The following is a 24,117-nucleotide window of genomic DNA, read 5'->3' as shown; positions in this document are numbered from 1 at the left end:
GCTCACCCGTGTCGTTGCCCGTCTCGCGCCGTTCGTTTCTCAGCCTTGCCACCACTGGCGTGGCAGTTTCCGCATTGGGGCTGGCACCCGCGGCTGAGGCGGCCCGCAAACGCGCAGCCGCGCCGGCAGCGCCGGGCGTCGCACCGGCGGCAGGGACGGTGTTGCTCAATCTCAACGAACACCCGCTTGGGCCTGCTCCGGCAGCGCTGGATGCCGCAACGCGGTCGCTGGCGCGGTCGGGCCGTTATCTGCAGGAGATGGAGCAGGACCTGCGCAATCTGATGACCGGCGAACTGCAACTGCCCAACGACCATCTGGCGCTATTTCCCGGGTCCAGGGACGCACTGAATCGCGCCAGCAACCTGTTCACCTCGGCGCGTGCCGGCCTGGTGGTGGCGGACCCGAGCTTCGACCCGGTGATCGACAGCGCCACTGCCCGCGGCGTGCCGGTGCGCAAGGTGCCGCTGCGGGCCGATGGCGCACACGACGTCAAGGCGATGGCCAAGGCCGACCCGAGCGCCGGCCTGATCTATCTGTGCAATCCCGGCAATGCCAGCGGCAGCATCACCCCGCGCAGCGACATCGAATGGCTGCTGGCCAACAAGCCGGCCAGCGCGGTGCTGGTGGTCGACGAGGCCTACATTCACTACAGCAACGAGCCGTCGGTGGTCGACCTGGTGCGTCAGCGCCAGGACCTGATCGTGCTGCGCAGTTTCTCCAAACTCTATGGCATGGCCGGCCTGCGCCTGGGCGCGGCGCTGGCCCCACCGGGTCTGCAGACCAAGCTCGCCAGCTTCGGCAGCAACCCGTTGCCGGTGCCGGCGATGGCCGCCGGCATCGCCAGCCTGCGCGACCCGCAACTGGTGCAGACCCGGCGCGCGGACAACGCACGCGTGCGCGATGAAACCATTGCCTGGCTCAAGAGCAAGGGCTACACCTGCCTGCCCACGCAAGCGAACTGCTTCCTGCTGGACGTCAAGCGCGAGGCCGGCGTGTTTGCCGATTCGATGCAGAAGCAGGGCGTGATCGTCGGCCGCAGCTGGCCGATCTGGCCCAAGCGCGTGCGCGTGACCGTCGGCACCGAGGCAGAGATGGTGCGGTTCCGCGAGGCGTTTACCAAAGCCAAGCGCTAACCCTTCTCCCCTCGGGGCATTGTCTGCCTTTATGGGGGAGAAGGTGCCCCGCGGAGATCAGCCACCACCTGCCATGACAAACGCGTCGCCACGCGCTGTCAGACATGCAGCACCGACTGCTCTGCTGCCTCGCCTTCCGTACCCTCCAACTCTGGCTCGCGCTTGTGCCGCGCGCGCCCGAAGGCACGCGCGCCGATGGCGCGCAAGCGGCGTCTTATCGCCCCGTCGAGAGACTAGCTACTGCTCCAACGCGTCGCGCTGCGGTGTGCGCAGCGTGCGCCGTATCCACAGATAGCTGATGACGAAGGTCAGCCCCATCGAGCCTGCATTCCACAGCAACAACTCGCGCAGCATCGGCGGGCCTTGCAGGATGTGCGCGTAGTAACGGCGATCCAACAGCGCGATCGCATGCGGCAGGAATACGCTGATGAAGGGCGTCGGCACTGGCGCGACCAGCAGGGTGATGGCAGCAGCAAAACTGCCCACCACCCACGGCGAGTTGCGCGGGCGTTTGCGCAGGCGCGCGGTGATCAACGAAAAGATCCACAACAGCGGCATTGCCAGAATCGCCCACAGCACCAGCAGCAATGCCACTGCCAACACGCCCTGCAGACTCAACATCGCTCAACTCACCAGCGCGGGGACTTGGTCAGCGGCGGTGCCTGATGCTGACGATCGTAGGCACGTAGTTCGTCGCGGATATGCGCCACGCGCTGGCGACCCAGCGCATTGCGGCTGTCGTCCAGCACCACGCCATCCAGCAACTCGGCCATGCGCTGCACGGTCGGCAGCATCTTTTCCCAGGCATCCAGCGCGGTCATCGGCGCCGGCAGGGTCAGGAAGAACGCAATCGCCGGGGTCTGCATCTCGCGGATGTTGGCCATATCGAAGCTCCCCGGCTTGAGGATGCTGGCCATGCTGAAGATCGGCCCACGCTCCGGGTGCCCTTCCACCAGGCGGTGGAACACATTCATGTGGCCGAACACCAGGCCGGTTTTTTCCGCGGCAACCACCACGTCTTCGCCACGCAGGATCTGGCCGGCCTTGGCCGCCACGAACAGCGACACGATCTTGTCGAAGTCCTGATTGGGGCGCTTGCCGACGTCGTTGCCGCCGGCCGCATCCTGGTCGTCCAGGTTGAGCTCGCTCTGTTCGGCGCTGCCTTCGCTGCGCGCGAATGGGTCTGCGTCAATCCCCGCATCGCCGGAAATCACCGGCTCGCGGCGTTCGCGCGGTTGGCCGTCGTCCTTGTCGACGCGACGCCCCTGCGGCGATTTCTTCGGGCGGCCGAACAGAAAAATTGCAGCGACCAGCAGCAATCCCGCGATCAGGATCCCGATCCGGATCATGGCCATGTCGGACATTCAGCGTGCCTCCGCATAAGAGTGACAGGTGTCGATATTCCAACAAGCATGGCACGTCATGCCGCACCCGCCAAACGTGCCGCCTCTTCCAGGTCCACGCTGACCAGACGGCTGACGCCCGGCTCGCGCATGGTCACGCCCGACAACTGGCGCGCCGCTTCCATGGTCGCCTTGTTATGGCTGACGAACAGGAACTGCACCTTCTCGCTCATCTCGCGCACCATGTTGGCCAGGCGGCCGACATTGGCTTCGTCCAGTGGCGCGTCCACCTCGTCCAGCAGGCAGAACGGCGCGGGATTGAGCTGGAAGATCGCAAACACCAGCGCCACGGCAGTCATCGCCTTTTCGCCACCGGACAGCAGCGAAATGCTGGACACGCGCTTGCCCGGCGGGCGCGCCATGATGGTCACGCCGGTGTCGAGCAGGTCTTCGCCGGTGAGTTCCAGATACGCGTGCCCACCGCCGAACAGGCGCGGATACAGCGCCTGCACGCCGGAGTTGACGCGATCGAAGGTGTCCTTGAAGCGGCCGCGGGTTTCGCGGTCGATCTTGCGGATGGCGTCTTCCAACGTTTCCAGTGCGGTATTGAGGTCCAGGTTCTGCGCGTCCAGATATTCCGAGCGCTGCGCGGCCTCGCCGTACTCCTGGATCGCAGCCAGATTCACCGGCTCCAGGCGCCGCATGCGCCCGTCGATCTGGTTCACCGCCGCTTCCCATTCGGCCACGTTGGCGGACTCGGACAGGCCGTTGACCACGTCTTCGAGCACGAAGCCGGCCTTGACCACCGCAGCAGACAACTGCTCGGCGTTGAGCACCAGTGCCTGTTGATCGAGCTTGCGCTGGTTGATGCGCTCGCGCTGCGCCAGCGCCTGCTCGTCGCGCTGCTGGCGGGTCTGCTCGAAGCTGCGCAACTCACCGTCGATGCTGTCGAGCAACGTGCGCGTCTCGCTGAGCACGCGCTCGGTGCGGACGCGCTCGCTGAGCGCGGCCTGATGTTCGTGCTCCAGCGTTTCCACCGGCGAATCGCCGTCGCTGAGCTGGGCCACCAGATCTTCCAGGCGCGTATCGAGCTGGCCGCGCTGGCTGTCCATGCGCTCCAGGGTCTGGCTGAGCGAGGTGATCTGGGTGCGCTGCGATTCCAGCGTGAGCGCCAGCGCATGCATCGCATCGCGCACGCCGCGCGCGGCATCGCGCGCCTGGTCGCGCGCATCGGTGAGCCGGCGGCGTTCGTCTTCCAGCGCCTGCCGCGTGCCCTGCAGATCGCCCATCAGGGTGACCGCGTCTTCGAGTTTCGCTCGGGCCTCGCGGGCCTGTTCGCGGCTGGTATCCAGCGTTTCCAGCAACTGCGACAACTCGTTTTCGATGCGCTCGATGCGCGTGCGCGCCGCATCGACCTTGCCCTGCTGGCTCTGCAACTGACCAGCCAGTTCCGACACGCTGCGGTGCGCCATGTACAGCTGGCGCTGCGCGTCTTCGCGCTGCTGTTCGGCGGCCAGCGATTGCTCGCGGAAGCTGGAAAGACGCTGTTCGAGCTCGGCTTCGCGCTCCTGCAGGGTGTCGATCTGCGTGCGCAGTTCCTGAATGTCGCGCTCGCGCAGCAAGGCGCCCTGCTTGGCCGCGCCGGAGCGCGACACGCGCACCCAGCCCTCGCCCAAGCGCTCGCCATTGCGGGTGATCACCGAGTCGCCTTCCGGCAACGCGGCTTGCAACGCGCGTGCGGCCTGCAGGTCGTCGGCGGCGTGCAGCCGCGCCAGCAGACGACGAATCGCGATCGGCCCCTGCACTTTCGCTGCCAATGAGGTCGGTGCAAAGGTGGCGGCATCGGCGGCGGTGGACACCAGCGCGATGCGGCCTTCGCCCAACTCGCCCAACGCGTCGACCAACTGTTCGGGCGCCTCCACCAGCACGCCTTCGATCAACTGCCCCAGCGCGCTTTCGACGGTGTTTTCCCAACCGCTTTCCACCGTGATGCGCTCGCCCACGCGCGCTGCCGAATCCAGCCCGCGCGACTTCAGCCACGCCACCGCCGCACCCTGCTCCTGGCCGAGGGCGGCCTGCTGCAGGGTTTCCAGCGACGACAGCCGACCGCGCGCGGCCTGCGCCTGCTTGCGCACTTCGGCCAGCTCGCCCTGGCTGGCGCGCTGCTGTTCCTGCAGACCGCTCAATGCGTGCTTGCGCGCCTCGACCTGCTCGGTCAACCCGTCCAGCGACGCCTTTTGCGTTTCATGGCGCAGCTCGATCTGCTCGAACGCCTCGGCCAGCGCATCCAGATCCAGCCCGGCGCGTTCGTTGACCAGCGCTTCGCGGCGGCGGTCGGCCTCCAGCGATTGGCGGTCCAGATAATCGACACGCGTGCGCTCCACTTCGCCGGCGCGCGAGGCTTCGCCGGTGTCGCGGTTATGGGTTTCCCAGCGCTGCTGCCAGTCGGCCAGCCGCGCCTCGGCTTCGCGCAGCGACTCCTGGCGGAATTCATGGTCCTCGCGCAGCTGTTCCAGCTGCGGTTCGGCCGCATCCACCGCCTCGCGCAGCACCGCCAGTTTTGCCGAGTCGCCGCTGATGTGCTGGGTCAGTTCCTGCAGCTGGCTCTGCGCCTCATCGCGCGCCTTGTGCAAGCGATGCGCCAGTTCGCGCTGATGCTGAATCTGCTGCTCGATGCGCGCCAGCGCGCTGCCCACCTGGTAGACGTCGGCCTGCGCCTTGGCCACCGCGTCGGCGGCTTCTTCGCGGCGCACGCGCCCGGTTTCGATCCGCGCTTCGGCATCGCGCTGGTCGGCGATCAGCTGCTGCAGGCGGGTTTCTTCCTGATTCAACTTTTCGCGCAAGCCCTGCAATTGCCCGTCCAGGCCGCGGTACTCCAGCGCCTTCCATTCGGCATCCTTGATCCGGCGTTCTTCCTGCAAGGCCTGGTATTGCTCGGCCTGACGCGCCTGGCGCTGCAGATGCGCCAGCTGCTTGGTGATCTCTTCGCGCAGGTCGCCCAGGCGGTCGAGGTTTTCGCGGGTGTGGCGGATGCGGGTTTCGGTTTCCTTGCGGCGTTCCTTGTACTTGGAAATGCCGGCGGCTTCTTCCAGATACACGCGCAGATCTTCCGGGCGCGCCTCGATGATCTGGCTGATCATGCCCTGCTCGATGATCGAGTAGCTGCGCGGCCCCAGGCCGGTCCCCAGGAACAAATCGGTGATGTCGCGACGCCGGCACTTGGTACCGTTGAGGTAATAGGCGCTGTTGCCGTCGCGGCTGACCAGGCGCTTGACCGAGATCTCGTTGAACGAGGCGAACTCGCCGGTGATGGTGTGATCGGAGTTGTCGAAGATCAGTTCCACCGTCGCTTGCGACACCGGCTTGCGCGCCGAGGAGCCGGAAAAGATCACATCGGTCAGCGAGTCGCCGCGCAGCCGGCTGGCCGAGCTTTCGCCCATCACCCAACGCACCGCATCGATGATGTTGGACTTGCCGCAGCCATTGGGGCCGACGATGCCGGTCATGTTGGTGGGCAGGTGCAACGTGGTCGGGTCGACGAACGACTTGAAACCGGACAGCTTGATCGTGGACAGGCGCATGGGACGGACGGGTTCCGGGCACCGCGCGGACACAGCCGGCAGGCGCTTTTCCTGTGGAGCCGGCACCCAAGCCCTTGATCGGCAAGATCTGCAGGCCGTGGAACCGACAATGGGGCATGAGTATAACGGTGCCGTCGCTACGCTGCGGCTGGCCGTAAAAGACGAAGGGCGCCTAACAAGGCGCCCTTCGGTTCACACATGCAGCAAGGATCAGGCGTCGGATTCGACGATGACCTTGACCGAGGTTTCCACATCGGCGTGCAGGTGCAGCACAACGTCGTACTCGCCGACATTGCGGAATGCGCCTTCGCCCAGGATCACTTCGCTCTTTTCCAGCGGCAGGCCGGCGGCGGTGAACGCCTCGGCGATGTCGCGCGGGCCAACCGAGCCGTACAGCTTGCCTTCGGTGGACGCGTGCGCGCCGATGGTGACGCTGGCGCCTTCGAACTTGGTGGCGCGGGTCTGTGCATCGGCCAGGATGGTGTTGGCCTTGGCTTCGTACTCGGCGCGCTTGGTTTCGAACGCTTCGACGTTGGCAGCGGTGGCAGGAACGGCCTTGCCCTGCGGCACGAGGAAGTTACGGCCGTAGCCCGGCTTGACGCTGACCTTGTCGCCCAGGTTGCCCAGGTTGGTCACTTTCTGCAGAAGAATCAGATCCATGGTGGTGCTCCGTTATTCGTTAGCGCTGGCGCTTTGGCCGACGCAACGTTTGCTGTCCGAAAAGACGGGATTCGGGAATCGGGATTTGGGAATCGCAAGAGCACGATCAACACCGCATCTCGAATGACCGGCCTCTGTATTTTAATAACCCGCACATGGATGTGCGGGCTTTTGTGAGGGACTCACACAAAACCGTGCGGGCTCTTGTGAGGGACTCACATCAACGACTCGGATTAGACGTCGTGGTTGTCCGTGTACGGGATCAGCGCCAGGAAACGCGAGCGCTTGACGGCCGTCGCCAGCTGACGCTGGTACTTGGACTTGGTACCGGTCACGCGGCTCGGCACGATCTTGCCGTTCTCGGTGAGGTACTGACGCAGGGTGTTGAGATCCTTGTAATCGATCTCTTTGACGCCCTCGGCGGTGAACTTGCAGAACTTGCGACGACGGAAGAACTTGGACATGACAGCGCTCCTTAAGCGGCTTCGGCGTTGTCGCCGTCGGTATCGGTGGCAGCGGGGGCTTCGCCCTCTTCATCGTCGCGACGACGACGCTCGCTACGCTCGGGCTTGTCGCCCTTCTCGTCCTTGCTCTTCATGATCAGCGACTGCTCGGTGTCCGGGCCATCGCGCTTGACGACCAGGTGACGCAGCACCGCATCGTTGAAGCGGAAGCTTTCCACCAGCTCGCTCAGCACGGCCTGGTCGACTTCGATGTTGAGCAGCACGTAATGCGCTTTCACCAGGTTCTGGATCGGGTAGGCCAGCTGACGACGGCCCCAGTCTTCCAGACGGTGGATGGTGCCGTTACCGCCCTCGATCAGCGACTTGTAGCGCTCGATCATGGCCGGAACCTGCTCGCTCTGGTCCGGATGGACCAGGAACACGACTTCGTAATGACGACTCATGTTGTTTTACCTTTCGGATGTGGCCACGTGGGCCGGACAGCTCCCCGGTGGTCCGCGCGAAGCGGCCGGTGGAGCAAGGGTTCCCACCCGGAACCGGGCAGGAAGCAGGAAAGTATGGCAGTTCAAGCGCTTAGCCGCAACCGGCTAGCCTGGGAGCGGAACTCTAAAGCCCCTCTCCCGCCTGGAGAGGGGTTGGGGTGAGGGTACGGAGGCGATGCCCTGGCGACTTTCGACCGCGCTTGGCTTCGCCTCCGTCCCCTCATCCGCTCCTTCGGGGCAGCATCTCCCGATAGGAAAAGGAAACACTCCGACGCTGCTTGGCTTAACTCTTTAGATCAGCGGTGCTCGGCTTCGGTGGTGAAGCTTTCGCCGCAACCGCACTCGGCGGTGGCGTTGGGGTTGCTGAAGGTAAAGGTCTCGCTCAGCCCGTGCTTGCCGAAGTCGATGCAGGTGCCGTCCACCAGCGGCAGGCTGGTCGGGTCGACAAAGATGCACACCCCGCCCTGCTCGAACACCGCATCGTCGTCGCGCTTCTCGCGCGCCAGGTCGGTGATGTGGCCCCAGCCGGAGCAACCGGTCTTGGTCACGCCAAAGCGCAGACCCAACGCACCCGGGGTCTGCTGCACGAAACGCTGCACGCGCTCCAGCGCGGCGGGGGTGAGGCTGATGGTCATGCGGGTACTCCAACACAATGGCGTCAAGTATAGGGGCCGACCGGGCGGATCGGCATGCAGTCCAGATGGGGCCGGCCACGCCTGCACGCAAGCCGCTACGTCGCCTGCCTGTTCAGGCGCTCGCGCCAGCGCGGTCGCAGCCAGTAAACTCGCAGGCCATTCAAGATCGCTACGGCGAGGAACAGTCATGACGGTGGTCAGCGTTGAACATGCGCTTGCGGGCAAGCTCCCCGACGGCGGCGAAGTCACGGTACGGGGGTGGGTGCGCACGCTGCGCGGATCTGCCGGACTGGCCTTCATCAACGTGACCGATGGCTCGTGCTTCGCTCCGATCCAGGTGGTGGCCAACGACACGCTGGCCAATTTCGACGAGATCAAGCGCCTGACCAGCGGCTGCTCGCTGATCGCCAAGGGTGTGCTGGTGAAGTCGCAGGGCAAGGGCCAGTCGTTCGAGATCCAGGCCAGCGCTGTCGAAATCGTGGGCTGGGTCGAAGACCCGCTGACCTACCCGATCCAGCCCAAGCCGATGACGCCGGAGTTCCTGCGCGAAGTGGCGCATCTGCGCCCACGCACCAATCTGTTCGGCGCGGTGACGCGCATCCGCAACTGCCTGGCGCAGGCGGTGCACCGCTTCTTCCACCAGAACGGCTTCAACTGGATCAGCACCCCGATCATCACCACCTCCGATGCCGAAGGCGCCGGGCAGATGTTCCGCGTCTCCACGCTGGACATGGTCAACCTGCCGCGCGATGCCACGGGCAACGTGGATTTCAGCCGCGACTTCTTCGGCAAGGAAACCTTCCTCACCGTGTCCGGCCAGCTCAACGTGGAGGCGTACTGCCTGGCGCTGAGCAAGGTCTACACCTTCGGGCCGACGTTTCGCGCAGAAAACAGCCACACCACGCGCCACCTGGCCGAGTTCTGGATGATCGAGCCGGAAATCGCTTTCGCCGATCTGGCCGAAGATGCGCGCCTGGCCGAGCAATTCCTGAAGTACCTGTTCCGCGCGGTGCTGGACGAACGCGGCGACGATCTGGCGTTCCTGGCCGAGCGCGTGGACAAGAACGCGATCAGCAAGCTGGAGGCCTTCATCAATGCGCCGTTCGAGCAGATCGATTACACCGAGGCGGTGAAGCTGCTGCAGAACTCGGGCAAGACGTTCGACTTCCCGGTCGAATGGGGCCTGGACCTGCAGACCGAGCACGAACGCTGGCTCACCGAAGAGCACATCGGCCGCCCGGTGGTGGTGACCAATTATCCCGAGCACATCAAGGCGTTCTACATGCGCCTGAACGACGACGGCAAGACCGTGGCGGCAATGGACGTACTGGCGCCGGGCATCGGCGAAATCATCGGCGGCAGCCAGCGCGAAGAGCGCCTGGATGTGCTGGATGCGCGCATGGCGCAGTTCGGTCTGGATAAGGACCACTACAGCTGGTATCGCGATTTCCGTCGCTACGGCTCGGTGCCGCATGCCGGCTTCGGCTTGGGCTTCGAGCGCCTGGTGGTGTACGTGTGCGGGCTGAGCAACATCCGCGACGCGATCCCCTACCCGCGCGCGCCGGGCAGCGCGGAGTTCTGATGTGAGCACAGCGGCGGCCACCGTCACGATGTATCGCCCGTTGGGGCCGGAGGAATACGCACTGGTGCGTGACTCCGGCTTCCGACGCTGGCCACCGCGATTGCCGGAGCAGCCGATCTTCTATCCGGTCACCAATCAGCGCTATGCCGAAGAAATCGCATCACGCTGGAACGTCAAGGACAGCGGCGTGGGCTATGTGGCGCAGTTCGATGTGCTCGCCGCGTTCGTCGACCAGTACGCCATTCAAAAAGTCGGCGGCGCGCATCACACCGAGTGGTGGATTCCGGCCGAAGACCTGGACAAGTTCAACGAGGCGATCGTCGGTCTTATCACGATCATTGCCCGCTTTGACGCTCCGCCTGCCGAGCCCCGCACATGACCCTGTTCTTCGCGCTGTGTTTTGTCGGTGTCGCCGTTGCCGGGCTGACCGCGCTGCTGATCTTCTGGCCGCTGACCCTGGTGCACCTGCGCGACCGACACCCAGATGCGTTGGCCAGCTTCGGCGACCCGGCCTTCATCAGCCCGACCGCGTGGCGCTGGTTGTTGGCGCGCCGCTACCGCAGCTACCGCGACAGTGCCCTGTCCGGTCTGGCCACACCCGCCTGGCTGTCGCTGCTGACCATTTTTTTCGGCCTGGGCATGGCGGCCCTGCTCGGGCTGCTTTCCAAGGTACTGGCATGAACATCATCGACATCGACGCAGCCCACAGCTCCGACGGCCGCGATCAGTGGTGGCTGGCGACCATCGGCCGTACGCTGATCTGGGCGCGCCTGCGCATCAAGGAAGCCGGCACTGCCGAAGTGCTGGACAGCGATGGCAAGACGTTGGCCTACGACAGTGAAGACACCGCACGCGCGGCCTTGTTCGATGCCGAATTCGTGGCATTGGACGGGCTGGACGAAGAAGATGCGCTGATGCGCGGCTTTTCGCTGCATGAGGTGTCGCCACCGCGCGGCGATAACGATGCCGACCTGCGCGCACGCATGGTGGTGACCATGGGCGGCCGCGCCTGAGATGTACGCACCGCGCGCGTTCGCACAGACCGATCTGGCGCTGCTGGACTGGCTGCTGGCGCACGACCCGTTCGTCACCCTGATCAGTCAGAGCGACGACGGACAACCAGCCATCTCGCACCTACCGGTGCTGTATCGGCGCGACGACCAGCAGGTGCTCATCGAGGGCCACTGGGCACGCCCCAATCCGCAAGCGCGCCATGCGGGCGATGCGGTGATCGTCGTGCAGGGGCCGCACGCCTATGTGTCGCCGGGCTGGTATCCAGACAAGGAAGCGGCCGCGCGCGTGCCGACCTGGAATTACGCCATCGCGCATCTGCATGGGCAATGCACCGAGCTTGCCGATGAAGATGCGGTGAGCGATTTGATCGGCCGGATGAGCACGCACTTCGAGCAACGCATCGGCAGCGACTGGCAGTTCGAGATGGAGCGCGACAGCCATCGTCGGCAATTGCGTGGGCTGATCGGCTTCCGTTTCGTGCCAAGCCGCATCGAACTCACCTTCAAGCTCAGCCAGAACCATCCGGCCGGCAATGTTGCAGCAGTGGCCGATGCCCTGGAGCAGCAACGTTCAAGCGATGCGCAGGACGTGGCCGCACTGATGCGCAATGCATTGCGCGCGCGCCAGAGCTGATCGCCTTGGCATTGCGTTCGCGTTCCTGCACCACCGCTTTATGGCCCACCTCTGGCTTGCTTCCTCCCCGTCGTCATCTGGAATACTGCACGCATGAACGAGCTCAACCATTTACTTGAAAACAACCGCGCCTGGTCCGAGCGTATCCGTCGCGAAGATCCGGAATTCTTCTCCAAACTGTCGACGCAGCAGACCCCGGAATATTTGTGGATCGGCTGCTCCGACTCGCGCGTGCCGGCCAATCAGATCATCGACATGGCACCGGGCGAAGTGTTCGTGCATCGCAATATCGCCAATGTGGTGGTGCATACCGATCTGAACTGCCTGTCGGTGATCCAGTTCGCCGTCGACGTGCTCAAGGTCAAGCACATCCTGGTGGTGGGCCATTACGGCTGCGGCGGCGTGTTCGCCAGCCTGACCCAGAAGCGCATGGGCCTGGTCGACAACTGGATCCGCCACGTCACCGATGTGGCCGACAAGCACGAAGCCTGCCTGCACGATGCCGGCGATCTGCCGGTGCAGCATGCGCGTCTGTGCGAGCTCAACGTGCTGGAACAGGTGGTCAACGTCTGCCGCACCACCATCGTGCGCGATGCGTGGGAGCGTGGGCAGGAGCTGTGCGTGCATGGCTGGGTCTACAGCCTGCGCGACGGCCATGCGCACGATCTGGGCATGTCCATCGACCGCGCCGACCTGCTGCAGGAACGTTACGACGCGGCACTGGCGAAAATTCAGGCCGACCACGCCGAACGCTGAGTCGGCGCTGCATGTGTGACCGACCGCGGCGCCCATCGGCGTCGCGGTTGGCTATGCTGGAGACCTTCTGCGCCGAGGAATGTCGATGCTGGTCCCGCCGATCAACCTGCATGCCTGGATCGAGCAATACCGCCACCTGCTCAAACCGCCTGTCGGCAACAAGTGCATCCAGCAGGATGGCTTCATCATCATGATCGTCGGCGGGCCCAACGCGCGCACCGACTATCACTACGACGAAGGCCCGGAGTGGTTCTTTCAGCTCGAAGGCGAGATGGTCCTGAAGGTGCAGGATGCGGGCATGCAACGCGACATCCCGATCCGCGCCGGCGAGATCTTTCTGCTGCCGCCGAAGGTGCCGCATTGCCCGCAGCGCGCCGACGGTTCGATCGGCCTGGTCATCGAGCGCGAACGTCTGCCGCACGAACAGGATGGCCTGCAGTGGTATTGCCCGCAGTGCAATCACAAGCTGTATGAGGCGATGTTTCCGCTAGAAAATATCGAAACCGACTTCCCGCCGGTGTTCGATCACTTCTATCGCTCGCTGGCACTGCGGACCTGCACGCAGTGCGGGCATCTGCATCCTGCGCCGGAGCGCTATGCTGCAGTCGAGGCCTGAGTTGCGCTGGCGCCAGCGCATGCAATACACACGCCGGTCGCACCCACACAAGCACACAGCATGCTGCGCGCACTGATCGACCTCAAGCCGCGCGATGTGCCGCTGCGCGTGGCCTTGCGCAACACCGCAGCGGTCGTACTGCCGCTGGCGATCGGTGTGGCCACCGGGCATGTCGCCGCAGGCCTGGCGGTGTGTAGCGGCGCGCTCAACACGATGTTTTCCGATCAACCCGGGCCCTACCGCGCGCGCTTGCAACGCATGCTGATGGCGGCCCTGGCCGCTGGCCTGGCGGCCTTGCTGGGCGTGTGGGTCGGCCACAACACGCCTGCCCTGGTGATCGCCGGGCTGCTGCTCGGCCTGGGTGGTGGCCTGCTGGTGGCGCTGGGCCCGGTTGCGGCGCGGGTCGGCCTGACCAGCATGATCCTGCTGGTGGTGAGTGCAGACATGCGGCTGCCGGTGGAACAGGCGCCCGGCGTGGCTGCGCTGATTTTTGCCGGTGGCCTGCTGCAGGTGTTGCTGGCCTTGGCGGCCTGGCCCTTGCAACGGTATCGCCCGGAACGCTTCGCGCTGGCCGACCTGATGCGCCAGCTGGCAGCAATCGCACGGCAACGCCCGGAAGCCAGCGCGGCGCCGCCGGCAACCCAGGAAGTGCTCGATGCCATGGTGATGCTGCACGGCGAACACCGCTCGCGCGCGATCGCGGTGCAGAGCTTTCGCATCATTGCCGAGCTCTGCGACCGCGTGCGGCTGGAGCTGCTGTCGCTGGCCGATGCCCACACCCGCCTGACCGACTCGCAGGCGCGCCCGGCGATCGAGCGCGTGCTCGAACGCAGCGCCATCGTGCTGGAGCAGCTGGCCCACACTATGACGGTGGGCGAGGACCCGGTAGCGGCCAATGCGTCGATGACCGGTTTCGACGATCTGGTCGGCGCGCTGGCGCAGTTTCAGCACGACAACGCCGATACCCGCGAGCGCCGGCTGGTGCGTGTGGCGGTGGCTCGCGCGCAGGGATTGGGCGGGCAGTTGCGCGCCTTGATCCGCAACGCGCACTGGGCCAGCAGCCGCGGCGAAATCCAGGCGCAATTGGCCGAAGCGCAACTGCCGGCAGCGCTGCGCCCGGCAGCGACCTGGGCAACGCTGCGCGCAAACCTGGATCTGTCGTCGGTGGCGTTTCGGCATGCGCTACGCTGCGGCGTGTGCCTGGCACTGGCCATCGCGTTCCAGCGCTGGCAACAGATACCGCATGGCTTCTGGATCCCGATGACCACCGCCATCGTGCTCAAGCCGGATTTCGGCGGCACGTTCAGCTTTGGCGCCTTGCGCGTGGCCGGCACCTTCATCGGGTTGTTGGTGGCCACACTGCTGGCCCATTTTGCGATGGATGGCGCCGGTATCCGCATGGCCTTGCTGGCGCTGTTCTGCCTGGGTTTTCGGTTGTTGACCCAGGTGAACTACGGCATCGGCGTAGCGTTTCTCACCGGCATGCTGGTGCTGTTGCTGTCCTTCGAAGGCATGACGCCCGGTGAGGCGGTCGGTGCGCGGCTGCAGGCCACCGTGGCCGGCAGCGCACTGGCGCTGATCGCCTACGCGCTATGGCCGACGCGCGAGCGTCGGCATATCCGCGCCTCACTGGCGCAGTTGCTCACGGCCTATCGCGAGCATCTGCACAACCTGCTGCTGGGCCAGATGGATCGGCTGAGCGACAGCCGCGCCGCCGCACGCGTGGCGCGCACCAATGCGCAGGCATCGATCGAACGCCTGCGCGGCGAGCCACGCAGCCGCCGCAATCTGCACGAGCTCAAGCTGGCCGAATCGCTGCTGGCCAACGGCAACCGGCTGATCCGCGCCACCCTGCTGTTGGAGGCGGTGCTGCGCGATGGTCACCCGTTGCCGTCGCTGGATGCACTGCCCGCCTTCGCCGATGACGCCGACCAGGCGCTGGCCGAGCTGATCGCGTGCCTGCGCAACGGCGGCACGCCGGCTGCGGCAACGCTACGCAGCGCCGAGCGCAAACTCTCCGACGCGTTGGCCGCGCTGCCGGATGGTTCGCCGACCACCGCCGCGCTTGCCGACACCATCGACCGCGTCACCGACAGCATCGGCACGCTCACCCATCTGCTGCGCCCTGCCCGACCGGCCTCGACCGAGGCGCCTGCGGTGCATGACGGCGCGCAAGGTGCCGGCGGGTAAACTGCCGTATCGATCCAAAGCATGCGAGCCCGATGACCACCGACCCGCTGTCCCGTTCCCACGCCGTGGCGCTGGATGCCGCCGACCCGCTGCGCAGCCTGCGCGACGCCTTTGTGTTCCCGCAGCACGATGGCCGGGATCAGACCTATTTCGTCGGCAATTCGTTGGGCCTGCAACCGCGTCAGGCACGTGCGATGGTGAGCGAAGTGCTCGATCACTGGGGCGCGCTTGCGGTGGAAGGCCACTTCACCGGCCCCACCCAATGGCTGACCTATCACCAGCTGGTGCGCGACGGCCTGGCGCGCGTGGTCGGCGCGCAACCGGGCGAAGTGGTGGCGATGAACACCCTCAGCGTCAATCTGCATCTGATGATGGCGAGCTTTTATCGCCCCACGCTCGAGCGCGGCGCGATCCTGATCGAAGCCGGCGCATTTCCGTCCGACCGCCATGCGGTGGAATCGCAGTTGCGCCTGCACGGGCTGGATCCGGCCACGCAGTTGATCGAAGTGGACGCCGATGCGCCCAACGGCACGTTGTCGATGGCGGCCATTGCCGATGCCATCGCCACGCACGGTGCGCGTCTGGCCCTGGTGCTGTGGCCCGGCATCCAGTACCGCACCGGCCAGGCCTTCGACCTGGGCGAAATTGCGCGACTGGCACGCGCGCAAGGCGCTGCGGTGGGTTTCGATCTGGCGCATGCGGTCGGCAACATCCCGCTAACCCTGCACGACGATGGCGTCGATTTTGCAGTGTGGTGCCATTACAAATATCTCAATGCCGGCCCCGGTGCGGTAGGCGGCTGTTTCGTGCACGCGCGCCATGCCAATAGCGATCTGCCGCGCATGGCCGGCTGGTGGGGACACGAGCAGCAGACCCGCTTCCGCATGGACCCGCAGTTCGTGCCCTCGCCCGGCGCCGAAGGCTGGCAGCTGAGCAACCCACCGGTGCTGGCATTGGCACCGCTGCGGGCATCGCTCGACCTGTTCGATCAAGCCGGCATGGCTGCGCTGCGCGCCAAGTCCGAGCAGCTCACCGGACATCTGGAACAGCTGATCCACGCACGCGTGCCGCAGGTGCTGCAGATCGTCACCCCGGCCGAGCCGGCGCAGCGCGGCTGTCAGCTGTCGTTGCGGGTGGCCGGCGGACGCGCGCAAGGGCGCGCGTTGTTCGAGCATCTGCATGCAGCCGGCGTGCTTGGCGACTGGCGCGAACCGGACGTGATCCGCATCGCGCCGGTGCCGCTGTACAACCGTTTCGGCGATCTGCACACCTTTGTGGAACAGGTGGAAACCTGGGCCGCCGACTGAGCGCCGCACGCTGACTGCAACATCACCGGCCACGTGGCAGGCACGCGCGAAACCCGCAGACGCCCACGTACACTCCGAGCGCGCCTTCGGCAACGCAGGCGCGCTATAGCCAGCTGCTTCTTTCCTCACCTTTGCCGGCTCCCGCGTCCGGCCGCTGCCGGACATTGCATTGAGCCCCGTCTCCCCTCGCTCCCTGACCCTGATCGGCGCCGGCCTGGCCGGTTGCCTGCTCGCCATCCTGCTGTCGCGTCGCGGCTGGCAAGTCACCGTGTATGAACGGCGTGGCGACCCACGCATCAAGGGCTATGAATCCGGCCGTTCGATCAACCTGGCGCTGGCCGAACGCGGACGCCACGCATTGCGTCAGGCCGGTGCCGAAGAGGCGGTGATGGCCAAGGCGGTGATGATGCGCGGCCGCATGGTGCACCCGATCGAGGGCGAACCGCAGCTGCAGCGTTACGGACGCGACGACAGCGAAGTGATCTGGTCGATCCACCGTGCCGCGTTGAATATCGCCTTGCTGGATCTTGCCGAACAGGCCGGCGCGTCGGTGCATTTCTATCGCCGGCTGCACACAGTCGATTTCGACGCCGGCTACGCGCGGTTTATTGATGACCGCGACGATCAGCCGCACGAGATCCACTTCCAGAGCCTGATCGGCAGCGACGGTGCCGGCTCGGCACTGCGCGCGGCCATGCAACGCAAATCGCCGTTGGGCGAGCGCACCGAATTCCTGGATCACTCGTACAAGGAACTGGAAATCCCGCCACTGCCCGGCGGTGGCTTCCGCATCGAGCGCAATGCACTGCACATCTGGCCGCGTGGGCGCTACATGTGCATCGCGCTGCCCAACGATGGCGGCACCTTCACCGTCACCCTGTTTCTGCCCAACGCAGGCGACCCCAGCTTTGCCACCACCCGCACCGGCGAAGAAGCGCATGCGCTGTTCGCACGCGATTTTCCGGATGCGCTGCCGCTGATTCCGCAGCTCGAAGAACACTGGGAAGAACATCCGCCCGGCCTGCTCGGCACCCTCACCCTGGAGCGCTGGCACCTGGATAACCGCGCCTTGCTGATCGGCGATGCCGCACACGCGATGGTGCCGTTCCACGGCCAGGGCATGAATTGCGCCTTCGAAGATTGCGTGGCATTGGCCGAGCAGATGGACGCGCACGACGATATCGGCAGCGCGTTCGCCGCGTTCGAAGCTGCACGCCGCGACGATGCCGCCGCGATCCAGCAGATGGCGCTGGAAAACTATCTGGAAATGCGCGACCGCGTCGGCGATGCCGACTTCCTGCTGCAGCGCGAACTCGAGCAGCAATTGCAGGCGCGCTGGCCCACCCGCTTCGTGCCGCATTACACGATGGTGACCTTTCTGCGCACGCGCTATTCGATAGCGTTGGCACGCAGCGACATCCAGCGCGAAATCCTGGTCGAGGCCACGCGCGGACACAGCGATCTGTCGCGTATCGATTGGGCAGCGCTGGAAGCGGTGGTGCACGCACGTCTGGAGCCGCTGGAAGGCGCGCACTGAGAGCGGCCAAGACAACGACTGCGCTCACCACCAGGCGGGCGCGGCCAGTGCTCGGTGAGGTATGGACCATTCGTACCCGCTGGCCCTGAGAGGGACGTCCGCATCCACCTGATGACTGCTCGCCCTGTGGTGTTAGCTGCCTCAAGATCATGCTCAGGTTTGCGCCCTGTGCGCAGACGCTCACGCCGCGCTCGCAACACACGCCAAATGCAGCCCCCGAACAGCAAGCGCCTGCCCCAGCGCACAGCTGCGCCTCAGCGCGCCGGCGCTGCGATGAGAGATACTAGCGGCCACTGGCGGCGCATACGCCGTGCGCCGCGGATCTGGATCTCGCACCCGCATGCCTGACAGCTTTCTCTTCTACGACCTGGAAACCTTCGGCCAGGACCCGCGCCGCACCCGCATCGCGCAGTTCGCCGCCGTGCGCACCGACGCGCAACTGCGCGTGATCGACGAGCCGATCAGTTTCTTCGTGCAACCGGCCGACGACCTGCTGCCCTCGCCGTACGCCACCATGGTCACCGGCATCACCCCGCAGCACGCGCTGCGCGAAGGCGTGACCGAAGCCGAAGCGTTTGCGCGCATCGCCGAGCAGATGAGTCGCCCGCAGACCTGCACGCTGGGCTACAACTCGATCCGCTTCGACGACGAGTTCGTGCGCTGCGGGCTGTTCCGCAATTTCTACGATCCCTACGAGCGCGAGTGGCGCGGCGGCAATTCGCGCTGGGATCTGCTCGATGTGCTGCGGCTGGTACACGCATTGCGCCCGGACGGCATCACCTGGCCGCAGCGCGAAGACGGCGCCACCTCGTTCAAGCTCGAACATCTGGCCGATGCCAACGCAGTGCGCGAAGGCGATGCGCATGAGGCCTTGTCCGACGTGTACGCCACCATCGGCATGGCGCGCAAGTTTCAGCAGCATCAACCCAAGTTGTGGGAGTACGCGTTACGCCTGCGCGACAAGCGCTTTGCTGCCAGCTTGCTCGATGTGATCGCGATGGAACCGGTGCTGCACATTTCGCAGCGCTACCCGGCCTCGCGCATGTGCGCCGCCGCCGTGCTGCCGCTGACGCGGCATCCGCGCATCGACAGCCGCGTGATCGTGTTCGATCTGGACGGCGACCCGGAGGTGTTGTTGCGGCTAAGCCCCGATGAGATCGCCGACCGGCTGTATATCCGCGCCGCCGATCTACCCGACGGTGAGCAGCGCATCCCGCTCAAGGAAGTACATCTGAACAAGTCGCCGGCGCTGGTGGCCTGGCAGCATCTGCGCGCGCCGGATTTCCAGCGCCTGGGCGTGGACCCCGATGCGGTGCTTGCCAAGGCTGCACGGCTGCGCGAACTGGGCCCGCAGCTGGCAGAGAAGGTGCGCCAGGTCTACGGCAACGAACGTGCCGCGGCGCCGGCCGTCAACGATGCCGATGCCTCGCTCTACGACGGCTTTCTGGCCGAAGGCGACAAGCGCCTGCTTGCCCAGGTGCGCGCCAGCGCGCCGGACGAACTGGGCGCGCTGGAAACACGGTTTCGCGACCCACGCCTGATCGAGCTGCTGTTTCGCTATCGCGCACGCAACTGGCCACAGACGCTGTCATTCGACGATCAGGAACGCTGGAACCAGTACCGCCGCAAGCGCCTGCTCGAAGACCATGGGTTGGGCGAAGTCACCCTGGACCAGTACAACGCGCAGATTGCGGATTTACGGCTCGCTCACCCCGACGATGCTACCAAGCAAGCCCTGCTCGACCAGCTCGCCGCCTGGGGTTCGGACCTCAAACGCACGCTATGACCACCTATTTTTCAGACGCCAGCTTCAAGTTCCTGCGCGCCCTGGCCCGCCACAACGACAAGACCTGGTTCGCCGATCATCGCCACCAGTACGAGGCGCACGTGCGCCAGCCGTTTCTGCAGCTCATCACCGATCTGCAGCCGGCGCTTGCCGAGGTCAGCGAACACTATCGCGCCGACCCCAAGACCCAGGGCGGCTCGCTGTTTCGCATCTATCGCGATGCGCGCTTTTCCAACGACAAATCGCCCTACAAAAACTGGCAGGGCGCGCGCCTGTTCCATGAGCGCCGCCGGCAGGTGCCGGCACCGTCGTTCTACATCCATCTGCAACCGGGCGAGAGCTTTGTCGGTGCAGGCCTGTGGCACCCGGAGCCGGACACCCAACGCAAGCTGCGGCAGTTCATCTTCGAAAACCCGGGCAGCTGGAAGACGGCCGCATACGAGCCCAAATTGCGGCGCAAGTTCGCCCTGGACGACAGCGAAAAACTGGTACGCGCACCGCGCGGGTTTCCCACCGATTTCGAGTTCATCGACGATCTTAAGCACCGCAATTGGGCGTACCTGCGTCATCTGGACGACGCCATCATGACCGGGCCGCGCCTGCGCCAGACCATCGAGGCAGACCTGGTGACGCTGGCGCCGTTTGTGGATTATCTATGCGCCGCCCTGGACCTGGAATTTTGAGGCGAGCTACGGCGCAGGTATATCGCGCCACGGCGTTGCGGCGCCATCGGCGGCCTGGTGCTAGCGTCTGGATGCAGTCGAACACCCTCCCCTCACCGCGCATGGCAACGGAGTGCGAACGATGAAAAAGCGCTGGTGGATCGTGCCGCTGCTGGCCGTGGTGCTGCTGGCGAGTTATGTGGTGGCGGGGCCGTATCTGGCCATCCGCGGCATCAGTCAGGCCGTTGCCGATCGCGATGCCGCGCAGCTGGAAAGCTACGTGGATTTCCCCAGCCTGCGCGTCAATCTCAAGGCGCAACTGGACGATTATCTGGTCCGTCGGGCCGGCAGCAGCATGCAATCGAGCCTGCTCGGCGGCTTCGCGCTGCAACTGGCCAGCGGCATTAGCGGCGCCGGCGTGGATACCTTGGTCACCCCGCTGGGCATCGGTGCCCTGCTGCAAGGCCACAGCGTGTGGAACCGCGTCATCGGCGACACCGTCAGCGCCGATACCTACGCGGCACCGGCACCGGCGCGCCCGCTGCAAGGCGCCACGCAGCGCTTCGAATCCACCCGCCGCTTCACCGCCACCACGCAGACCGCCAACGGTGCGCCGGTGACCTTCGTGCTGACCCGCCAGGGCCTGCGCTGGCGACTGACCGATATCCAGCTGCCCTTGTCGACCGCACCGAGCGAGCAAACGCCGTAATCGCGTAGCGTGAAAGCCCAGATGCGGCGATGCACACGTGCGCATCCCTGACGCTGCCAATTAAACGCCTGCGTCGCCGCAGGCGGACGCGGCCGGTGCGCGACATCGGCATGTCCCACGCGTGCACTCCGTTTCTGCGCACGCCGTCCACGCCCAACTGACGACTGCTCGCGACGTTTTGTTAGCCGCTGTTGGCCGGATCTGCAGGACAAGCGACGCCTCAGGAAAACCGCCAGGCCCGTTCCTGCCACGCCGCCTGCAAACGCAGCATCGACGGCCGCAATTGCCGGCGTGCCGACCATGCCAACCCGGCCAGCGCGGCGTCCGGCGTCCCCGGTGTGCGTCGGCCGTTCCAGGCGAACACCACCTGGTTGCGCAGATCCGGTTCGGGCAGCAGCAGCACCAACCCATCGAACAGCTCGCGCAGCTGCGCCAGATGCTCGGCCATCGGCACCTGAAAGAGATTCAGCGCCAACACCCCGCCCTCGCGCAAGGCCGCGCGACAATCGGCGTAGAACCGAGGCGTGCACAAGGCCGGTGGAATGCCATGGGCGTCGTAGGCATCCAGCAATAACAGGTCGTAGCGTCCGGCGCGGTTGCCGATCCAGTCGGCGCCATCCCCCAGCGTGATCTCCAGCCGCGCGTCGTCGCGCGGAATTGCGAATGCATCGCGCAACGCCAGCACCTGCGGGTCGGCTTCCACCGCTTCCAGACGCGCGCTGCGCAGGTAGCGATGACAGAACTTCACCTGCGCACCGCCACCCACGCCGATCAGCCCGATGCACTCCGGGCGCGGTTGCAGCCACAGCGCAGCCAGCATGCTGCGCGTATACGGCAGCATCAGCCGATGCGGCGCCCAGCGCGACATGCGGGTCTGCACCGTGTCGTCGGTGAAGGTCAGTTCCAGCGTGCGCCAGGTCCGCAGTAGCCCAGCACGCGCTGACGACTGCGGCGACTCGCTCATCGGCTCGGCGGATCGTTGGCCACGCCGTGCGGCACGTGGCCGGCCGCCACATGCTGGTGCTGGCGTGCGCTGTCGATGTTGTGCTGCGAGTCGTCGAAGAAGATATCTGCGCCAAACGCTTCCAGAAACGGCCCCTTGTGCCGGCCGCCGAGAAACAGCGCTTCGTCCAGGCGCACGCCCCACTCGCGCAAGGTCCGGATCACCCGCTCATGCGCAGGCGCCGAACGTGCGGTGACCAGCGCCGTGCGGATCGGCGACGCTTCGCCCGGCGGGAACGCCGCCTGCAGCGCATGCAACGCCGACAGGAAATTGCGGAACGGCCCAACCGACAGCGGTTCGCGTGCGCGCTCGCGCTCATGGCGCCCGAACGCCTCCACACCTTGCTCGCGCGAGATGCGTTCGCTCTCGTCGCCAAAGATCACCGCGTCCCCGTCGAAGGCGATGCGCAGCTGCGTGGGCAGACGGCTCTCATCGTTGTCCACGATCGCTGCGGCCGCTTCGGCACGCTCGCCCGGCGCGCGCGGCATGATGGTGGCCGCGGCAATGCCGTGAGTGAGCGCACGCCGTACCGATTCCGGATTGGCCGACAGGAACAGATCGGTACCGAACGGTTTTACGTACGGCCAGGTCGGCTGCCCAGACGTGAAAGTCGCGCGCACGATGCCAAGGTTGTAGTGCTGGATCGAATTGAAGATGCGCAACCCGGTATCGGCAGAATTGCGCGACAGCAGAATCACCTCCACGCGCGGGGTTTCTTCGGGCACATCGTGGTTGAGCGCCAACAGCTTGCGAACCACCGGAAACGCGACGCCCGGCTGCAGGATGTCGTCTTCGTGCTCACGCTGAAACGCCGAGTAAGCCTCCACCCCGTCCGCCTCGAACAGCGCATGGCCTTCTTCAAGATCGAACAGCGCGCGGGAGGTCACCGCGACGGTCAATAACCTGGGTGAGTTGTCAGCCATTTGGGTGCCGGGAATGAGGAGTGGGGAATCGGGAATCGGTAGAAGCAGGCACGGGAGAGCGGAATTGCATCGGGCATCCGTGCAGCATCGTAGCGTGTAAGGACACGTCTAAAGCGCACGTGCGCTGCCCTTGCCGGTGCAAATCCCGAATGCCCAATCCCCGCGCCTCACACCGCAAACTGTTCGCTGAAGATGCGCTCTTCCAGATTGTGTTCCGGATCGAACAGCAACGTGACGCGGCGCTCGGTGGATTCGCGGATGGTGACTTCCACCACGTCGCGGATTTCGTGCGAGTCGGCGGTGACGCTGACCGGGCGCTTGTACGGGTCGAGCACACGAAAGCGCACTTCGGTATCGGCCTTGAGGATGGCGCCACGCCAGCGGCGCGGGCGATACGGCGCAATCGGCGTCAGTGCCAGCGTGTGCGAGCCCAGCGGCAGAATCGGCCCGTGCGCCGAATAGTTGTAAGCGGTGCTGCCGGCCGGCGTGGCGACCATCACGCCGTCGCCGATCAGTTCGGCGATGCGGGTCTGGCCGTTGAGATCCACGCTCAGATGCGCGGCCTGGCGGGTCTGCCGCAACAGCGAGACTTCGTTGTACGCCAGCGAGCCGGCACTGGTGCCGGATTCGGTCTGCACCAGCATTTCCAGCGGCCGCAAATGCGCAGGTTCCGCACGTTGCAAACGCACCAGCAGGTCGTCTTCGTCGTCGCGGTACTGGTTCATCAAAAACCCGACCGAACCCAGCTTCATGCCGAACACCGGCTTGTCGGCGGCACCGTGGCGATGCAGGGTCTGCAGCATGAAGCCGTCCCCACCCAGGGCGCAGACGATCTCGGCGGTCTCCAGCGGATGATCGCCGTAGCGCTGCACCAGACGCGCCCGCGCGTTCACGGCGGACTCGGTGTGACTGGCCAGAAAGGCAATGCGGGGTGATGTGGTCATCGTTGACTCCAAAGCATGCGAATCAGCATACCGCAGCGCTGTGGTGGGCTTGTTGGCGGCGCGCCCTGCCCTCGCACGCACGGCCGCCGCTGCGCAGTGGCCACCGCGACGCACGCAGCGGTCGCCACGCGGCACACCGCCACATCGGCCTGCCTCG

Annotated in this window: 24 protein-coding genes and 1 other RNA gene; 15 read left to right on the top strand and 10 right to left on the bottom strand. The window is 65.6% G+C overall.

Features of this window, described 5'->3' with window-relative positions; translation table 11 throughout:
• Positions 1–8: 8 nt before the first annotated feature.
• The gene (locus ACCQ06_RS09600) at positions 9–1,133 is read left to right on the top strand and encodes a pyridoxal phosphate-dependent aminotransferase (RefSeq protein WP_316692036.1); all 1,125 of its coding nucleotides are present in this window, start codon (positions 9–11) and stop codon (positions 1,131–1,133) included.
• 237 nt (positions 1,134–1,370) lie between these two features.
• Here the strand turns inward: ACCQ06_RS09600 and ACCQ06_RS09595 are convergent, their stop codons facing one another.
• From ACCQ06_RS09595 to ACCQ06_RS09565, 7 genes are all read right to left on the bottom strand, one after another.
• A complete protein-coding gene (locus ACCQ06_RS09595) occupies positions 1,371–1,754 on the bottom strand; it encodes a hypothetical protein (protein ID WP_104617384.1) in 384 nt (127 codons plus the stop codon).
• 8 nt (positions 1,755–1,762) lie between these two features.
• The gene (gene zipA / locus ACCQ06_RS09590; protein ID WP_228323437.1) at positions 1,763–2,497 is read right to left on the bottom strand and encodes a cell division protein ZipA; all 735 of its coding nucleotides are present in this window, start codon (positions 2,495–2,497) and stop codon (positions 1,763–1,765) included.
• A gap of 56 nt (positions 2,498–2,553) precedes the next feature.
• Positions 2,554–6,057, bottom strand: a complete 3,504-nt coding sequence (gene smc, locus ACCQ06_RS09585; RefSeq protein WP_316692034.1) for a chromosome segregation protein SMC — start codon at positions 6,055–6,057, stop codon at positions 2,554–2,556.
• Positions 6,058–6,267: 210 nt separating this feature from the next.
• A complete protein-coding gene (rplI, locus tag ACCQ06_RS09580) occupies positions 6,268–6,717 on the bottom strand; it encodes a 50S ribosomal protein L9 (RefSeq protein ID WP_104617381.1) in 450 nt (149 codons plus the stop codon).
• A gap of 233 nt (positions 6,718–6,950) precedes the next feature.
• Complete coding sequence (rpsR, locus tag ACCQ06_RS09575) at positions 6,951–7,181, bottom strand: 30S ribosomal protein S18 (RefSeq protein ID WP_005991243.1); 231 nt, start codon at positions 7,179–7,181, stop codon at positions 6,951–6,953.
• A gap of 11 nt (positions 7,182–7,192) precedes the next feature.
• Complete coding sequence (gene rpsF, locus ACCQ06_RS09570; RefSeq protein WP_039411444.1) at positions 7,193–7,624, bottom strand: 30S ribosomal protein S6; 432 nt, start codon at positions 7,622–7,624, stop codon at positions 7,193–7,195.
• Positions 7,625–7,959: 335 nt separating this feature from the next.
• A complete protein-coding gene (locus ACCQ06_RS09565) occupies positions 7,960–8,298 on the bottom strand; it encodes a HesB/IscA family protein (RefSeq protein WP_055844665.1) in 339 nt (112 codons plus the stop codon).
• A gap of 187 nt (positions 8,299–8,485) precedes the next feature.
• Here ACCQ06_RS09565 and asnS point away from each other — a divergent pair, with 187 nt between their 5' ends.
• The 14 genes from asnS to ACCQ06_RS09495 all read left to right on the top strand — a co-directional run bounded on the left by asnS (position 8,486) and on the right by ACCQ06_RS09495 (position 21,277).
• Positions 8,486–9,880: an asparagine--tRNA ligase gene (gene asnS / locus ACCQ06_RS09560; RefSeq protein ID WP_316691950.1), complete on the top strand. Its 1,395-nt coding sequence runs from the start codon at positions 8,486–8,488 to the stop codon at positions 9,878–9,880.
• Between the two features lie 28 nt (positions 9,881–9,908).
• Positions 9,909–10,259, top strand: a complete 351-nt coding sequence (locus ACCQ06_RS09555; protein ID WP_104617388.1) for a hypothetical protein — start codon at positions 9,909–9,911, stop codon at positions 10,257–10,259.
• Positions 10,256–10,561: a hypothetical protein gene (locus ACCQ06_RS09550; protein WP_104617378.1), complete on the top strand. Its 306-nt coding sequence runs from the start codon at positions 10,256–10,258 to the stop codon at positions 10,559–10,561. The genes ACCQ06_RS09555 and ACCQ06_RS09550 overlap by 4 nt, the downstream gene beginning before the upstream one ends.
• Positions 10,558–10,893 carry a hypothetical protein gene (locus tag ACCQ06_RS09545; protein WP_104617377.1) on the top strand — a complete coding sequence of 112 codons (336 nt, stop codon included), beginning with the start codon at positions 10,558–10,560 and terminating at the stop codon, positions 10,891–10,893. The genes ACCQ06_RS09550 and ACCQ06_RS09545 overlap by 4 nt, the downstream gene beginning before the upstream one ends.
• A 1-nt stretch (position 10,894) precedes the next feature.
• Entirely contained in the window at positions 10,895–11,527 is a 633-nt protein-coding gene (locus ACCQ06_RS09540) for an FMN-binding negative transcriptional regulator (protein WP_316691947.1), read from the top strand.
• Between the two features lie 93 nt (positions 11,528–11,620).
• Positions 11,621–12,283 carry a carbonate dehydratase gene (gene can / locus ACCQ06_RS09535; protein WP_005996458.1) on the top strand — a complete coding sequence of 221 codons (663 nt, stop codon included), beginning with the start codon at positions 11,621–11,623 and terminating at the stop codon, positions 12,281–12,283.
• Positions 12,284–12,368: 85 nt separating this feature from the next.
• Entirely contained in the window at positions 12,369–12,899 is a 531-nt protein-coding gene (locus ACCQ06_RS09530) for a 3-hydroxyanthranilate 3,4-dioxygenase (protein WP_104617376.1), read from the top strand.
• Positions 12,900–12,959: 60 nt separating this feature from the next.
• A complete protein-coding gene (locus ACCQ06_RS09525) occupies positions 12,960–15,089 on the top strand; it encodes an FUSC family protein (protein ID WP_316691943.1) in 2,130 nt (709 codons plus the stop codon).
• A gap of 32 nt (positions 15,090–15,121) precedes the next feature.
• Positions 15,122–16,396, top strand: a complete 1,275-nt coding sequence (gene kynU, locus ACCQ06_RS09520) for a kynureninase (protein WP_316691941.1) — start codon at positions 15,122–15,124, stop codon at positions 16,394–16,396.
• 169 nt (positions 16,397–16,565) lie between these two features.
• A complete protein-coding gene (locus tag ACCQ06_RS09515) occupies positions 16,566–17,933 on the top strand; it encodes an FAD-dependent oxidoreductase (RefSeq protein ID WP_316691939.1) in 1,368 nt (455 codons plus the stop codon).
• Positions 17,934–18,273: 340 nt separating this feature from the next.
• Positions 18,274–19,719, top strand: coding sequence for an exodeoxyribonuclease I (sbcB, locus tag ACCQ06_RS09510; protein ID WP_316691937.1), 1,446 nt, complete (start codon positions 18,274–18,276; stop codon positions 19,717–19,719).
• Positions 19,716–20,402, top strand: coding sequence for a DUF2461 domain-containing protein (locus tag ACCQ06_RS09505; RefSeq protein ID WP_316691936.1), 687 nt, complete (start codon positions 19,716–19,718; stop codon positions 20,400–20,402). Before sbcB ends, ACCQ06_RS09505 begins: the two co-directional genes overlap by 4 nt.
• 121 nt (positions 20,403–20,523) lie before the next feature.
• Positions 20,524–21,090, top strand: a complete 567-nt coding sequence (locus tag ACCQ06_RS09500) for a DUF2939 domain-containing protein (protein WP_316691935.1) — start codon at positions 20,524–20,526, stop codon at positions 21,088–21,090.
• Between the two features lie 110 nt (positions 21,091–21,200).
• A non-coding RNA gene (locus ACCQ06_RS09495) (sX9 sRNA) lies at positions 21,201–21,277 on the top strand.
• Between the two features lie 33 nt (positions 21,278–21,310).
• Here the strand turns inward: ACCQ06_RS09495 and ACCQ06_RS09490 are convergent.
• The 3 genes from ACCQ06_RS09490 to ACCQ06_RS09480 all read right to left on the bottom strand — a co-directional run bounded on the left by ACCQ06_RS09490 (position 21,311) and on the right by ACCQ06_RS09480 (position 23,960).
• On the bottom strand, positions 21,311–22,054 hold the full coding sequence (locus ACCQ06_RS09490; RefSeq protein WP_316691933.1) for a spermine/spermidine synthase domain-containing protein: 744 nt from the start codon (positions 22,052–22,054) through the stop codon (positions 21,311–21,313).
• A complete protein-coding gene (locus tag ACCQ06_RS09485; RefSeq protein WP_228323448.1) occupies positions 22,051–23,016 on the bottom strand; it encodes a 5'-nucleotidase in 966 nt (321 codons plus the stop codon). The genes ACCQ06_RS09490 and ACCQ06_RS09485 overlap by 4 nt, the downstream gene beginning before the upstream one ends.
• 167 nt (positions 23,017–23,183) lie before the next feature.
• Positions 23,184–23,960, bottom strand: coding sequence for an NAD kinase (locus ACCQ06_RS09480; protein ID WP_316691932.1), 777 nt, complete (start codon positions 23,958–23,960; stop codon positions 23,184–23,186).
• Between the last annotated feature and the right edge of the window lie 157 nt (positions 23,961–24,117).

Source organism: Xanthomonas sp. NCPPB 4467 (assembly GCF_041475665.2).
GTDB lineage: Bacteria > Pseudomonadota > Gammaproteobacteria > Xanthomonadales > Xanthomonadaceae > Xanthomonas > Xanthomonas dyei.
This window is presented reverse-complemented; position numbering and strand designations above follow the sequence as displayed.

Excerpts from the sequence above, each read along its gene's own strand:
- ACCQ06_RS09595 (WP_104617384.1), bottom strand. The coding sequence starts at position 1,754 with ATGTTGAGTCTGCAGGGCGTGTTGGCAGTGGCATTGCTGCTGGTGCTG.
- zipA (WP_228323437.1), bottom strand. The coding sequence starts at position 2,497 with ATGTCCGACATGGCCATGATCCGGATCGGGATCCTGATCGCGGGATTG.
- smc (WP_316692034.1), bottom strand. The coding sequence starts at position 6,057 with ATGCGCCTGTCCACGATCAAGCTGTCCGGTTTCAAGTCGTTCGTCGAC.
- rplI (WP_104617381.1), bottom strand. The coding sequence starts at position 6,717 with ATGGATCTGATTCTTCTGCAGAAAGTGACCAACCTGGGCAACCTGGGC.
- rpsR (WP_005991243.1), bottom strand. The coding sequence starts at position 7,181 with ATGTCCAAGTTCTTCCGTCGTCGCAAGTTCTGCAAGTTCACCGCCGAG.
- rpsF (WP_039411444.1), bottom strand. The coding sequence starts at position 7,624 with ATGAGTCGTCATTACGAAGTCGTGTTCCTGGTCCATCCGGACCAGAGC.
- ACCQ06_RS09565 (WP_055844665.1), bottom strand. The coding sequence starts at position 8,298 with ATGACCATCAGCCTCACCCCCGCCGCGCTGGAGCGCGTGCAGCGTTTC.
- asnS (WP_316691950.1), top strand. The coding sequence starts at position 8,486 with ATGACGGTGGTCAGCGTTGAACATGCGCTTGCGGGCAAGCTCCCCGAC.
- ACCQ06_RS09555 (WP_104617388.1), top strand. The coding sequence starts at position 9,909 with ATGTATCGCCCGTTGGGGCCGGAGGAATACGCACTGGTGCGTGACTCC.
- ACCQ06_RS09550 (WP_104617378.1), top strand. The coding sequence starts at position 10,256 with ATGACCCTGTTCTTCGCGCTGTGTTTTGTCGGTGTCGCCGTTGCCGGG.
- ACCQ06_RS09545 (WP_104617377.1), top strand. The coding sequence starts at position 10,558 with ATGAACATCATCGACATCGACGCAGCCCACAGCTCCGACGGCCGCGAT.
- ACCQ06_RS09540 (WP_316691947.1), top strand. The coding sequence starts at position 10,895 with ATGTACGCACCGCGCGCGTTCGCACAGACCGATCTGGCGCTGCTGGAC.
- can (WP_005996458.1), top strand. The coding sequence starts at position 11,621 with ATGAACGAGCTCAACCATTTACTTGAAAACAACCGCGCCTGGTCCGAG.
- ACCQ06_RS09530 (WP_104617376.1), top strand. The coding sequence starts at position 12,369 with ATGCTGGTCCCGCCGATCAACCTGCATGCCTGGATCGAGCAATACCGC.
- ACCQ06_RS09525 (WP_316691943.1), top strand. The coding sequence starts at position 12,960 with ATGCTGCGCGCACTGATCGACCTCAAGCCGCGCGATGTGCCGCTGCGC.
- kynU (WP_316691941.1), top strand. The coding sequence starts at position 15,122 with ATGACCACCGACCCGCTGTCCCGTTCCCACGCCGTGGCGCTGGATGCC.
- sbcB (WP_316691937.1), top strand. The coding sequence starts at position 18,274 with ATGCCTGACAGCTTTCTCTTCTACGACCTGGAAACCTTCGGCCAGGAC.
- ACCQ06_RS09505 (WP_316691936.1), top strand. The coding sequence starts at position 19,716 with ATGACCACCTATTTTTCAGACGCCAGCTTCAAGTTCCTGCGCGCCCTG.
- ACCQ06_RS09500 (WP_316691935.1), top strand. The coding sequence starts at position 20,524 with ATGAAAAAGCGCTGGTGGATCGTGCCGCTGCTGGCCGTGGTGCTGCTG.
- ACCQ06_RS09490 (WP_316691933.1), bottom strand. The coding sequence starts at position 22,054 with ATGAGCGAGTCGCCGCAGTCGTCAGCGCGTGCTGGGCTACTGCGGACC.
- ACCQ06_RS09485 (WP_228323448.1), bottom strand. The coding sequence starts at position 23,016 with ATGGCTGACAACTCACCCAGGTTATTGACCGTCGCGGTGACCTCCCGC.
- ACCQ06_RS09480 (WP_316691932.1), bottom strand. The coding sequence starts at position 23,960 with ATGACCACATCACCCCGCATTGCCTTTCTGGCCAGTCACACCGAGTCC.